This window comes from Haploplasma modicum ATCC 29102 (assembly GCF_000687835.1).
GTDB lineage: Bacteria > Bacillota_I > Bacilli_A > Acholeplasmatales > Acholeplasmataceae > Haploplasma > Haploplasma modicum.
This window is the reverse complement of sequence record NZ_JHYB01000005.1, coordinates 1-14126: the sequence shown is the minus strand read 5'-3', so window position 1 is coordinate 14126 and position 14126 is coordinate 1. Positions and strand designations below refer to the sequence as shown.

General features: G+C 26.4%; 13 protein-coding genes, 1 riboswitch and 1 other annotated feature. Of the genes, 9 read left to right on the top strand and 4 right to left on the bottom strand.

The features are described 5' to 3' along the window. Window positions 1–42 precede the first annotated feature (42 nt). Window positions 43–143, bottom strand: a riboswitch (purine riboswitch). A gap of 77 nt (window positions 144–220) precedes the next feature. Continuing rightward, complete coding sequence (locus tag T352_RS0104525; protein ID WP_026391938.1) at window positions 221–1027, bottom strand: PHP domain-containing protein; 807 nt, start codon at window positions 1025–1027, stop codon at window positions 221–223. Window positions 1028–1207: 180 nt separating this feature from the next. Beyond that, entirely contained in the window at window positions 1208–2455 is a 1248-nt protein-coding gene (gene dcm / locus T352_RS0104520; protein WP_026391937.1) for a DNA (cytosine-5-)-methyltransferase, read from the bottom strand. A 129-nt stretch (window positions 2456–2584) separates the two neighbouring features. Between dcm and T352_RS0104515 the strand changes: the two genes are divergently transcribed. After that, a complete protein-coding gene (locus T352_RS0104515; RefSeq protein WP_084301415.1) occupies window positions 2585–3949 on the top strand; it encodes a Sau3AI family type II restriction endonuclease in 1365 nt (454 codons plus the stop codon). Between the two features lie 28 nt (window positions 3950–3977). Here T352_RS0104515 and T352_RS0104510 read toward each other — a convergent pair whose 3' ends face one another. Continuing rightward, on the bottom strand, window positions 3978–4541 hold the full coding sequence (locus tag T352_RS0104510; RefSeq protein WP_026391935.1) for a hypothetical protein: 564 nt from the start codon (window positions 4539–4541) through the stop codon (window positions 3978–3980). Window positions 4542–4676: 135 nt separating this feature from the next. On the opposite strand from T352_RS0104510, the gene T352_RS06930 reads away from it, so the two are divergent. From T352_RS06930 to T352_RS06925, 6 genes are all read left to right on the top strand, one after another. Next, window positions 4677–5273, top strand: coding sequence for a helix-turn-helix domain-containing protein (locus tag T352_RS06930; protein WP_162151202.1), 597 nt, complete (start codon window positions 4677–4679; stop codon window positions 5271–5273). After that, window positions 5270–5959 (top strand): glycerophosphodiester phosphodiesterase family protein, encoded by a 690-nt coding sequence (locus T352_RS0104500; RefSeq protein ID WP_026391934.1) that lies wholly within the window; start codon window positions 5270–5272, stop codon window positions 5957–5959. The genes T352_RS06930 and T352_RS0104500 overlap by 4 nt, the downstream gene beginning before the upstream one ends. 280 nt (window positions 5960–6239) lie before the next feature. Then, on the top strand, window positions 6240–8411 hold the full coding sequence (locus T352_RS0104495) for a sulfatase-like hydrolase/transferase (RefSeq protein ID WP_026391933.1): 2172 nt from the start codon (window positions 6240–6242) through the stop codon (window positions 8409–8411). Window positions 8412–8427: 16 nt separating this feature from the next. Continuing rightward, window positions 8428–8606 (top strand) — a binding site (T-box leader). A gap of 48 nt (window positions 8607–8654) precedes the next feature. After that, window positions 8655–9926: a serine--tRNA ligase gene (gene serS, locus T352_RS0104490; RefSeq protein ID WP_026391932.1), complete on the top strand. Its 1272-nt coding sequence runs from the start codon at window positions 8655–8657 to the stop codon at window positions 9924–9926. A 152-nt stretch (window positions 9927–10078) separates the two neighbouring features. Beyond that, a complete protein-coding gene (locus tag T352_RS06535; protein ID WP_162151201.1) occupies window positions 10079–10732 on the top strand; it encodes a response regulator transcription factor in 654 nt (217 codons plus the stop codon). After that, window positions 10729–12036, top strand: coding sequence for a HAMP domain-containing sensor histidine kinase (locus T352_RS06925; protein WP_026391931.1), 1308 nt, complete (start codon window positions 10729–10731; stop codon window positions 12034–12036). The genes T352_RS06535 and T352_RS06925 overlap by 4 nt, the downstream gene beginning before the upstream one ends. Here the strand turns inward: T352_RS06925 and T352_RS0104475 are convergent. Then, entirely contained in the window at window positions 12017–12430 is a 414-nt protein-coding gene (locus T352_RS0104475; protein ID WP_330981588.1) for an HIT family protein, read from the bottom strand. The genes T352_RS06925 and T352_RS0104475 overlap by 20 nt on opposite strands. A 111-nt stretch (window positions 12431–12541) precedes the next feature. Here T352_RS0104475 and T352_RS0104470 point away from each other — a divergent pair, with 111 nt between their 5' ends. Then, window positions 12542–13111, top strand: coding sequence for a phosphate propanoyltransferase (locus T352_RS0104470; RefSeq protein ID WP_026391929.1), 570 nt, complete (start codon window positions 12542–12544; stop codon window positions 13109–13111). A 677-nt stretch (window positions 13112–13788) separates the two neighbouring features. Further along, window positions 13789–14126, top strand: a 338-nt coding sequence (locus T352_RS0104465) for an RHS repeat-associated core domain-containing protein (protein ID WP_026391928.1), incomplete at its 3' end; no start/stop codon positions are given.

Here is a 14126-nt window from a genome sequence, read left to right as displayed (position 1 = left end):
AAAAGTCCTAGAATATGGTTTCTTCTAGGACTTTAGTTCATGCGTAAAAACAAACTAAATCGTAGTCTCATCTTTTCGGCGATGAGGTAGAAACTTTCGAACCATTATATCGATATTATACGACTTATTAACTTTGAGAAAATTATATCATATTAAATTGAATAAAAACAAATTTTTTTTATAAAACGTTTACATAATATAATTAATTAATAATCATTATTTATTTAGCAGGATAGTAGTTAGTTTTTAGTCTAGTTACTAAATCTAAACCTAACTCTTTAACAAATTTATTTGCCTCACTAATAGCAAAATCATCTAATGCATCTACACTATGACAATCACTTGAAATAATAACTTTTGCATTTTCTTCTTTAACCATTTCAAAAAACTTAATTTTCGGATATTTAACCTTGTTTATATCTTTATTGTTATCTTCAACAAGAGATCTTCTAATGCCGTTAGCATTTACTTCCAAAGGAATATCTAGCTCCTTAGCAGTCTTAATAATAGGTCTAAGTAGTTCATACATTTCATCTGTTGGATTTTTAATATTAAAAAAACATAAGTCTGGATGAGCAAGTAAATTAAAATATCCAGTTTTTAAAGCTTCAACAACAGTTTTACTATATATTCTTACATCTTCAACATCATCTAGGGCAAAAGTACTCTTATTTTTACCATCTCTTATTATATAATGTTGTCCTAGTATTAAATAATCAACGTCATTTAAATATTTTTCATATAAATCTAAGTGACTAAAATATTCAATTTCAAACGCCTTATAAAATGTAAGATCATTTTCTAAAGCATAATCACTCGCTTCTTTTAGTAACTTAAAATAAAGATCATAATTTTCAATTTCTAATCTACTATTTTTGCTTCTTAGATTAGGCATTGGTGCATGTTCACTAATACCGAGAACCTTATAATTCTTTTTTATTGCCTCTTTTACATATTCAATTGGTGTTCCTGTAGCATGACCACATAAAAAAGTGTGCCCATGATAGTTATAGTCATGTTTATCCATTTTAAAAACCTCCGTTGATCTAATTTAAAAAGTAATTAACTACATTAATATTTTAGCACAGATAAAATAAAATAGTTAATTGATCTAGCTTATTTAGTTCTAACTTAGTTGTCCAAAAATTATATATAATAAAAACAATAATAATTTTAAATATATTTTAATTAAATGAAAAACGAGGATTTATTCCTCGTTTTCAATTATTTTACTGATTGATTTACCTAATTTTTTAACAATTCCGGTTACAAGAGCATTACCCATCATGAAATATCTACGTTTATCAGACATCATTTCTGTCCAGTTATCAGGGAATTCATTAAGTCTTTCAGCTTCTATAGGTGTTATAAATCTTTTTTCTCCAGTTATAATATCCAATACAACATGGGTGCTTCTATTTACAGTTCCTTCAGATGTTAACATTGTTCTTCCAGGTTTATTATGATCATCAGGATATGTCATTTTACCTTCAGAGTACACATATTTATGCCCACTTTTTGATATTCTATCAATTCTTTTATTCCCCTTTAAATAATCAAATTTTTTAATATTATCTTCTGATAAAAAATATCTGGAATCAATAACATTAGACTCTAATATATCTATTAAATTAATTGTTTTTGATTCATGTGGATATACCTTTGATGTTGTTATTATTCCATCTCTTAAAAAACCTGTATTCTCAAAACTAAATTCAAAATCATTAGATACCTCAACCAGGTCTACAAAGTCTTTAATTTCTTTTTTTGTTACCTTATCATTTGAAGAGATGGGAAAATTTATTGCAAAAATTCCTTTGTGAAATATTATTTCTTCAGGAGTATTCTCAATAATACTTTCACTGTGTCTTGTATTATTTTTATATGCAAAGATGTATACCCTCTTCCTTTTTTGAGGATGACCATACTCAGCCGCATTTATAACTCTCCACTCAACCGAATAATTGTTGTCATGAAAACATCTTAACATAACACCAAAATCTCTACCCCTCTGAGTAGAAGGAGATTTTAATAATCTATCTACGTTTTCTAATAGGACAAATGGTGGGTTCTTTTTTATCAGAATATCATTAATCTGCCACCAGAGAACACCTTTCTTACCTTCGATACCTTTTTCTTTCGATAAACTTCTAGCCACACTATAATCTTGACAAGGAAATCCTCCAGTTAGAAGAGTAAAGTCGGGAATAGAGTTTTTATCAACTAATGAGATATCTTCATTTGAAAATTCATGATCATCGTTCCCTTTAGAAAATCTAGTTTTATAACATAAGAAAGCATCCTGAACTTTTGTTGAAGGTTCCCATTGGTTTGCCCATACAAACTTAAAATTATTTTTTTCGATAGTTTTTCCATTTTTGTCTAATTTAACATTATTTAATCCTACCCTAAAACCACCAACACCTGCAAATAATTCAACTACTTTCTTTTCCATTTCAATGTTCCTTTCAAATCTATACCATATTATGATAAAATTATACTATATAAGTATATCATTGATCAAGTATTTTGACAAGATCGATCAATGAATTATTATAAAAAAAAATAAAATAGGGGTGTTTTCTTGAAAAAAAACTATACATTTTCGGAAGTTAGGAATATCGTAGAAAATATGATAGGGAAAACTTTTGGAGAATTAAATAATTATAAAATTTCATCTGAAAACTATAATAAGGGATCATTTGGATTTATAATGGAAGAAGATGTTTTTAAGTATGGTAAAAACACTAAATCAGAACTTGATATAGCAAATTTAAATATTGAGTTAAAAATGACACCATACAAAATTAATAAAAACGGTACATTATCAGCTAAAGAAAGGCTTGTATTAAATATTATCAATTATATGACAGAGTATAAAAATGACTTTTATGATAGCCATTTTTGGTTTAAAAATAAGTTGATTCAAATCGTCTGGTATAGATATGAGGACAACAAACCCAAAAGTGATTTTCTTATAACTGATGAATTACTTTTTAAATTTCCAAAAGAAGATCTTCCTATAATAATAAATGATTGGTATACTATAATAAATAAAATAAAATTAGGTTTGGCACATGAAATTTCAGAAGCAGACACAATGTACTTAGGTGCATGTACAAAAGGAGAAAATTCTAAATCAGAAAGAGAACAACCATTCTCTGATATTAGAGCAAAACAAAGAGCTTTTAGTCTGAAATCATCATATATGACACAATTAGTAAGAAATCATGTTTCAAATAGTAGTGCAGAGAGAATCATTACTGATATTGATGAAAATATATCTTTTGAACAGATTATAGAAAATAAAATAAAAAAATATAGAGGAAAAAGCGTTATAGAACTAAAAAAATTATTTGGGATAAACTCTAATAGTAAAAACGTTAATGAATTAATTGTTGCAAGAATGTTAAACATCAAGGGTAAAGTTGCACAAACAGATGAATTTATAAAAGCAAATATCATACCTAAGACAATAAGAATAAATTCAAATGGATCAATAAAAGAAAGTATGTCTTTTCCTTCTTTTGATTTTATTAAAATCAGCAAAGAAAAATGGTATAATTCTGAATTATATGAAATGTTTTCTACAACAAAGTATATGTTTGTGGTGTTCAGAGAAGTGAATAACGATTATATTTTTTCCGGAATAAAATTTTGGAATATGCCTAACTCTACACTAAATAATGAAGTTAAAGATGCTTGGTCAAAGACAGTTGAAGTAATAAAAAATGGTAATGTTGTTAAAGACATAATAGGTGGGAAAAAATTTTCAAACTTCCCTGGAATGGCTGATAATAGTGTCTGTCATGTAAGGCCACATGCTAGAAATGCTAATGATGTAAACACGCTTCCGATTCCAGATAATAAAACAGGTATGACTGAATACACAAAGCATTGCTTTTGGCTGAATAGTTCATTTATTTCTGAAATAGTAAAAGATATATAAAAAAAGTATACAATTGTATACCCTTAATTTAAAACATATAAATTATATTAGCTAGGAGAAATGAGATTAAAACTGTTAAAGTTCCTAAAATCATTTCTCTTTTTGTATGTCTTTTTAAATAAAGACTTGACCAAAACACTAAAATATAAAGTGCTAGTGTAATAAAGATTGATTTAAAGCCAATCAAATAGATAGAGATAAGAAGTGGACCAGTTATACTTGTCATATGACCACTAGCTTTTACTTTAATTACTTTATTAATAAAGGTTAGTATTAATACTGATAAGAAGTATGTTAAATATATAATTTCAAGTTCAATACTTAAATCAATGAAAAGACTATAAAATAAACCAAGAGTATAACTTATGATAGAGAAAATAAAAGCTAATTTTCTAACCTCATCTCTTGATTTTTTCTTTAATATAAAAGATAAAGGATATGACAAGAACGGAATGAATCCTAAAAATAAGAATAAGAATAATGTTTCGGTTAATGTTGTTATTTTTAATAAAAATAATGCAACAGCCATAATTGTAACTACAATAGGTGGTACTGAAATTGCTCTGATTGTTTTTGCTAATTTATTTTTCATTTTAATACCTACTTTCTATAGACTAATTATAAAAAAGTTTGATAAAAGACTCAACCTACTATTTAAAAATATAAAATAGAGAAAAAAAACTAACTCTACTCACAGTAGAATTGGTATTTATGATATAATTGCATTATGATAAATGAAAAAGAGATGTTGACGAACAATATAGGTAATAATATTGCCTACTACCGTAAAAAAATGAATCTAACCCAGCTAGAGTTAGCTGAAAAACTTAATTACTCTGATAAGTCAATTTCTAAATGGGAAAGAAAAGAGGGAGTTCCAGATATTTATGTATTAAAGGAACTGTCTGTCTTTTTTAATGTTTCTGTTGATGATTTACTTAATGAGCATAAGATTAGACCTAAAATTTTAAGACACAATCAAGTTAAAGCTATTATGTATTCGATGATTTTGTTTTTAATAGCATCAGTTTTATACTTTATCTTTAGAGTTTTAGATTTTAAGATTAAAACAGCGTATTTATTTATATTTGCAATACCTCTATTTAGTCTTTCAATGTTTATATTTAATGTTATATGGAAGAAAATAATTTTGATTTATATTTATATGACAATATTTGTTTGGACATTAGCGTTATCACTTGATTTACTTTTCAGTGATTTAAAATCATATATTGTATATATTTCAGCAATACCTTTTTATATATTTTTAGTAGTACTCATATATTATATTTTTATAATTAAAAGAAAGGGATATAAAAAATGAATGAAACAAAAGTAATTGCTCATAGAGGATATAGTAAGATTGCAACAGAAAATACAATAGGATCTTTCTTGCTTGCGGCAAAACAAGATTATTTTTATGGAGTAGAATTAGATATTCATTTAACAAAAGATAATAAGTACGTTGTTTTTCATGATGATACAACAGGTAGACTTGCTAAAGTAGATGTTGTTATTAAAGATAAGACATATAATGAGTTAAAAGATATTGATCTTTATAATAAGAGAAATGAAAAATATGAACTAAAAATTCCGCTACTTTCTGAAGTTTTAGATTTAATGAAAAAAAATAACAAACACACAATAATTGAAATTAAGCCAGAATTAAATGAGCAACAAATTACTGAACTTTTATCCTATCTATACTTAAATGAGTATAAAGATATAACAATTATTAGCTTTAGGCTTGTAAATCTAGTTTTAATAAGAAAGTATAATAAAAAAATTAACTTGCAATATTTAACTAGCAAACATCGTAACATAAATTTTTTAATACTTGAAAGATACAAACTCGGTTATGATATTCAGTTTCCGATTGCGACAAAAGACAATGTAAAATACTTAAAAGATAATAAGATACCTATTAATGTATGGACAGTTAATAAAAAAGAAGTGTTTGATAAGATGGTATCCATGAATGTTGACTTTATAACAACAGATGGTTTTTAAAGATAATCCTAAAATAGATTATTTTTTTATTTTATTGCAATAAAAATATCAATAAAACACAATTTTTATCAACAACACTAAGAGCTTATGAAATAGGTTTATTAGTTGGATTTATCGAACCCTGTTATTTTACAAAGAAATTCAAAGAGATTGTAGGTATCTTGCCAAAAGATTTCAGAAACCAATCTAAGTAAATTAAGTGAAAAAGTAACTATTTAACATAGTTATTTTTTTTATAAATGAAATATGATAAAATAAAAGATAGATTGAAGGTGGTAAGATGACAATTAGAAAAGAACACAAAAAATTATTTATTATAGTATTACTATTTATCCTTTTAAATACAATTAATACATACTTTGTAACAAGCCAATTATTAAATAGATATACTGCACCAATTAGCCGTACTTTTGTCGGTGAAGTAACTTCTTTTTTTGGTAATGTTTCTATTTTATTTTTAATTGTTATAGTTGTTTTTTTAATTGCGAGAAAAGATAAAAATAGAATTAAATCACTATTATTTATTTCATTATTTCTAAATATCTTAATATTACTTCTTGGCTACTATACATTATTTTATAGTAATCACTTTTCATTAAATGCTCTTGATATTTTTAAAAATCCCTCAGAAGGATTATCTCAAGGACTTTTTACTGAAGCCATTAACGAATTGTTTTTATATTATAGAATATTAGTATTTATACCATCTGTTACTCTTTTGGTATTATTTATCAAATATAGAAACTATGCAAAAATAAATGAAACAATTGATTTTAATTTTTCACTAAGAAAAATTCTAATCTCAAGCTTTTCATTTATCTTAGTATTTGGAGCAGTAAACATTTCATTTGCTGGTCAAATCTCTAGAAAAGATTCATATAATATTAATTCATTAAATAGTACACAAGGAGTTCAGCAATATGGTCTTTATCCATACTATATTACAGAGTTTTTAGGAATTAAATTTAATCATACAACAAGAAAAAGTTTAGATATAAATACGGAACAAGAACTATTTGATAGTTATAATAACTTTAATAAAAATCAAAACAGTTATTATAATTTTATTGATGGAAAGTACTATTCAAATGAGCTATTAGTAAGGAATAGTTTTGCAACCATTAGTGATGAATTAAATTTAAACGATGATGATTCTTTAAATGGTGTTTTTAAAGATAAAAATTTAGTATTAGTACATATGGAATCACTTAATCAATTTTTACTTGAAGTTCCTGAGATTAGTGAAAAGTTTGTCTTTTTAAATCAATTATTAGAAGAGAGTATTGTCTTTGATAATTTTTACACATCTGTTGGGATGGGAGTAAGTAGTGATGCTGAAGCATCAGTTCTTACAGGTCTTTATATGAATGGTTATTCAACGCTTTACCGTGATTATGAAAAGTCTGGTTTAACTGTTGATACATTACCTAAATTATTTAGCAAAAAAAATTATAAGAGTGTATCAGTTCACGGTGATGCTAAAGAATTTTATAATAGGAATCATGCTTATCATGATTTTATTGGCTTTAGTGAACCAATGTTCTCTAATGAAGATTTTGCAAGAAGAGAAAATATGACACTTGAGGAATATAAGGAAAGTAGAAAAAATTATGTCTATAATGGAATCGAAATTAAGAGTCCTTGGCCAAGTGAGTTTGAAACCTTTGATATATTAGAAGAATTCAAGGAAGAATTGGGTAGCAAATATATGCTTTTTCCAGCATTTATAAGCCAACATACACCATTTTTATTTGATCCATATGATAGTCCGGATTATTCTAATTTAAAAAATTATTCTAAACTAAAAGAAATAACAAAAAGATATATAAATTATGTACCTTATCTTGATGACTTAATTAAGAGTTCATTATTTGATCCAAAAACAAGTAACTCAAGAATAGATACAAATACTGTTTACATATTTTATAGTGATCATGGAAGTAGTTTGAAAAATGGTGATTTAAATTTATTGTATGATAAAAATTTATCACTGCTTGAAGAACGAAGAATTCTCCAACAAACAATAAGTTTTATTTATGCACCAGGAAAAACCATTAATCCATTAACTAATCTTAATGAAGGATTAATTAAAGGACGACAAAAACTAACTAGAACAAATACCGATCTTTACCGTACAATTGGCGATTTATTTGGTTTATTTGATGAAAATGATTTTTATTTTGGTGTTAATGGAATAAGTAATGAACCATCATTTGTTATTGATAACAGAATTCAAGATATTATAATTGATGATATAAATAGAATTAATGAAGATGATTATAAACCATACTTAGTATCACTTAGAAATGAAAATAAATATTATCCAAATGTTGAATTATCTAACAAGAAAAGAATTATGGATAATATTAAATACTTTAAACAGTTAAGTGATTTAATTATTAGTGATAAAACAGTATATATAGATTTTAAAAATGCTTTACAAAAAAGATAAAACAATTTATAATATAACTATCATGATGATAAAGAATAGTAATTAACTAAGTTATTAAAAGAGAGTCTATGGTTGGTGTAAATAGATATTAACAGTTAACGAATCTACTTTTGAGTGATAAACGGGTTACTTCGTAAAAGTAGTAAGCGCTAGGAAACTAGAACTAAGGTGGCACCGCGATTATTCGTCCTTAGACAATTATTTTGTCTAGGGATTTTTTTATTAAAGAAAGAGGGAAGAGAAATGTTAGATTTAAAATATATAGTTGATAATATTGATGAAGTTATTGAAAGACTAAACACAAGAAATGGTGATTTTAGTTATTTAAACGAGCTTGTTAAGCTTTCAAACGAAAGAAGAGATGTAATAAACGAAGTTGAAGCTAAAAAAGCTTTTAGAAACCAAAAATCTAAAGAAATTGGGATTTTAAAAAGAGATAAAAAAGATGTAAGTGAAGTATTAGAAGAAGTTAATAGTCTAGGTGATTTGATTAAAGTTCTTGATGATAAAGCTTTAGAAATTAATAATAAAATTAAAGAAATATTACTTAACACACCTAATTTACCTGATAAGTCAATTCCAGTCGGAGTTGATGAATCATTTAACTTAGAAGTAAGAAAATGGGGAAAAATAAGAGAATTTGACTTTGAAATAAAAGATCATGTTGATTTAGGAGAAAAGTTAGATATCTTAGACTTTGAACGTGCATCAAAAATTACTGGGACTAGATTTGTTGTTTATAAGGGATTAGGTGCTAGATTAGAACGTATGTTAATGCAACTTATGATGGATACTCATAGTCTTGAGGCTAATTATAAAGAATTTATCCCACCATACATCGTAAATGAAGATAGCATGTACGGAACAGGGCAATTTCCTAAGTTTAAGGAAGATGCTTTTAAATTAGAAGGTAAAAACTTATACTTAAATCCAACTGCAGAAGTACCGATGGTTAACTTATACCGTGATGAAATTATTAATAATGATTTATTACCCCTTAAATATGTTGCTTATACATCAGCATTTAGATCTGAGGCTGGTTCTGCAGGTAGAGATACAAGAGGAATTCTTAGACAACATCAATTCCAAAAAGTTGAATTAATTAATTTTGCAAGACCAGAAGAATCAGATAAGTTACTTGAAGAAATGGTAAATGAAGCTGAACTTATTTTACAAAAGTTAGAATTACCATACCGAGTAGTAATGCTTTCAACAGGTGATTTAGGATTTTCAATGGTTAAAACATATGATATAGAAGTATGGATTCCTTCACAAAATAAATACCGTGAAATAGCATCAATTTCTAACGCAGGAGATTATCAAGCAAGAAGATCAAACATAAGATTTAAAAGAACTAATGATAGTAAAACCGAATATGTTCATACATTAAATGGATCTGGACTTGCTGTTGGTAGAACATTTATTGCAGTATTAGAAAATTATCAAAACAAAGATGGATCAATTACACTACCTAAAGTTTTAGTTCCATATATGAAAACTGACATTATAAAATAATTTCACATAATGTTTTGATATTTTATCCACAATTAATTGCTATAATAAACATGCTTCATTTTTCTCTCAACCACACTAACGTGGTATAATAAGTGTGCAGTTGCACACTTATTTTTTTATTAAAAATTTAAAGTAAAGAAAGAAGGTATTTCATGAAAATCAATTATGTTGAAGATGAACAAGATTTAGCTAATATTATTACCAAATATTTAATTAAAGAAGGTTATGAAGTAAATACTTTTTACAATGGGGAAGATGCTTTAGAACATGTAGCAAGCGATGTTGATTTATGGATTTTAGATATCATGTTACCTGGAAATACAAGTGGCTATGATTTAATTAAAGCAATTAAAGAAAAAAGACCTAATGCCTCAATTATGTTTACATCTGCAAGAGATAAAGACATTGATAAGATTATTGGTCTTGAACTAGGTAGTGATGATTATTTAGCAAAACCTTATTCACCTAAAGAATTAGTTTTAAGAGTAAAAGCTATTTTAAGAAGAGGAAATAAGACTGAATTGGAAGTTATTACTCATGAAACATATGAAGTAAATATTACAAAAAGAGAAATATATGAAAACGGTGAGCCTATTGAATTAACAAATAAAGAATTTGAATTATTATTATTTTTCTTAAGAAATATTAATACACCTTTTGACCGTGAACAAATTCTTCATAAAGTTTGGGGAGATAACTACTTTGGTAGTGACCGAGTAGTAGATGACTTACTTAGAAGACTTAGACAAAAAATGCCTAATCTTCGAATTGAAACAATATACGGATTTGGCTATAAATTATTATGAGTAAGAGCAAGTTTAGATTTAGTTTATCTACACAAATAAATTTAATATTCACAGTAATAACACTTGTTACAAGTGTTTTATTTGTTATGGTCTTTAGAAGATCAATGTTTTTTTTCATGAATGATCAAGCACAAAAAGCATTTATCACTTTTTCTGAAACTTTATCTAAAACTAATAGAGGCGAAGTTGTCTTTAGCGAATATTATTATTATATTGTCTATGAACTTGATGAAAATAAGGAAAGAGTCAATATCTTAAATGAAGTTAAGCCGGATAAAGAATTTATTGATGAAGAAGGCATTAATGAATTTTATGAAACACATAAACTAGAAATTAATAGTAGAGAAAAAGGGTTTATAAAATACAATAGATTATCATTTTACTTTGTTAATAAAAAACTTCCTAGTGGTAATATCGATTTAATCATTACAGTTGGTGATAACACATATGCATCAATCCTAAGAGAGCCAATAAACAATGTTGTTACAATCGGCTTTATTGCCATTATTTTACTCGGGAATGCTATTATTTTACTGTGGTCAAGCATTACGGTAGAACGTATTAAAATGCTTGAAAGAGGTGTTAGAGGATTAAGTGAGTCTTCTTATACTAAACCGGTTGAAATTGAAGGTAATGACGAAATATCAAGCCTAGCATCAACAATAGATATTATGCGTCAAGAGATTTCTAATAGTGAGCGAGTTAAACAAGAAATGCTTCAAAATTTAAGCCATGATATTAAAACTCCAATTTCAGTTATTAAGTCATATGCAGAAGCGATTAAAGATGGGGTCTCTGATCCTGAAGATATAGAAGTTGTTATTAAACAAACAGATATCTTAACATCTAAAGTTACTAAACTTTTAGAGTGGAATAGATTAGTTTATGTAGCTAAAGAAGAAGAGTTTTATCCAGTTAATTTAAATACTATAATTAAAACTGTTGCAAATAACTATAAATTTAAAAAAGATGTTAGATTTGAATTAGACCTAGATAATAGTTATTTAATGGGGTTAGATGATCATTATTATGTAATGATTTCAAATATTGTTGAAAATGCTTTAAGATATGCTAAAAGTGTAATTAAGATTACTTTAAAAGCAAGAAAGCTCACAATCTTTAACGATGGTGAGCCAATTGATAAAAAATTTATTGATAGTGAATTTAAACCATATGAAAAAGGACATAAGGGTCAGTTTGGTTTAGGACTGACAATTGTGCAAAAAACAGTTAATATTTTCAATTTAAAATTAAGAGTTGAAAATGTTAATGGTGGTGTAATGTTTACAATAGAGCCTCTTTAATTAAAGAAGCTCTTTTTTCATAATCTAGAGCCGTTAACTTATCCATATTATTAACAAAATTAAATCTTATTTGATCATCTTTGTATCTTGGAATAATGTGGAAATGGAAATGAAAAACAGTTTGACCAGCACTTTCCTTATTGTTATTTAATAAATTTATTCCTAGTGGATTAAATTTACTATCGATTGCTTTTGTAATCTTTTGAACAACTGTAATTAAATGAGCTAAAGTCTTTTCATCAATTTCAAAAATATCTTTATACGGTTTTTTTGGAACAACAAGTGTATGTCCCTTTGTACTTTGCATGATATCTAAAAATGCTATAACTAACTCATCTTCATATACGATATACGAACTAATTTCTCTATTTATTATTTTTTCAAATATTGTCATAATAATCCCTCCAATTTAATTTTATCACATAGTTTAATTTACAATAGTATTAATTTGAAAGAATGATTGATAAGTGTTATAATAATAAAGTAAATTAGGAGGAGTAAAGAAATGAAAATACCAGTAGGAATATCAGGAAGACATATCCATTTAAGTAGCGAACATTTAGAAGTGTTATTTGGGAAAGGTTATGAATTAACAGTTTTAAAAGACTTAAGCCAACCAGGACAATATGCAGCAAACGAAAAAGTTGATGTTGTAAGCCCAACAGGGAAAGTTATTGCAGGAGTTAGAATTCTAGGACCAGTTAGAAAAAACACACAAGTTGAATTATCATATAGTGATGCAAGAAGAGCAGGATTTGAAGCACCAGTTAGGTCAAGTGGTAATATTGCAGGTAGTGGAGCAGCAAAAATTGTTGGCCCAAAAGGTGAAGTTGAAATAAGTGAAGGTGTAATAGTTGCAGACCGTCATATTCACTTCTCACTAGAAGATGCAAAAGAATTCGGTGTAACAGATGGCCAAGTAGTTCAAATTAAAGTATCAGGAATTAAACCTGGAATCTTAGGAAATGTTTTATGTCGTGTAAGTGAACACTTCAAATTAGATTGTCATTTAGATACAGATGATGGTAGTGCATTTATCTTAAGCAATGGCGATTTTGTTGAATTGGTTAAATAACAATAGGTTTCTTTGGTTATTATTGAATATATCATTGTTATCTAATAAATACATTTTAAAGACAAATAATGATTTAATAGAAAAAATAGTATTCAATAAAATAAATTTAGATTAAAACTTGGTTATCAATTTGTGGTAACCAAGTTTTTTGTAATTTAATCACAAAGTATTGACTGATTATGGATAGTGTTGGATTATTAGTAGATAAAATCCCTGATATATGAGAATATCCATTTACTATAGAATGTTTAAGATCAAAATAAATCTTATTTTCCTAAAAACATACATGAAAATAAATACTATTTTCAACTGTAATATATTTTAAGTAAATATTAGTAAAAATAGAAAAATACTTTTATACTTTAATATTTCCATAGATTATTATGAAAGAATTCAATGATGTTAACTTATATTAGATATAATATAATTATGAAATCATGCTATAAATATATAACAAAAAACAAATTCAAAATGTACTAATAAAAGGAGTTTCATTATGAAAAATATTTTTTTAGTCAAGCACAAATGGTTCAAGTAGTTATAAATATAATGAAAGTGGAATAAGAATAGAAAAGTCTGAAAACAACATAATAACTAACTATATCCTTGAAGGTAATAAAGTCATAAGTAGTAAAACAAGTAATGATGAGTTAGTATATCATTATGATAGTAATGATATGGTAATAGGTTTTAATTACTTAGATAAAGAATACTTTTATGAAAGAGACTTACTTGGAAATATTATAAGTATTATTGACGCTTATGATGTAACTGTGTTAAAATACGAATATACAGCATTTGGCATTCCAACTATTATAGTACCAGAAAACCTAGATGGTAATTATCAAGCACTAGCAAATAAATTAAAGAACTTAAATATTTATCTATATAAGGGATATATCTATGATGTAGAGAATAAGCTTTATTACTGTGAATCAAGATATTATGATCCAGAGTTAGGTAGATGGCTATCTATTGATAGTTATAATTATCTTGATCCAAGTAGCGCTAATGG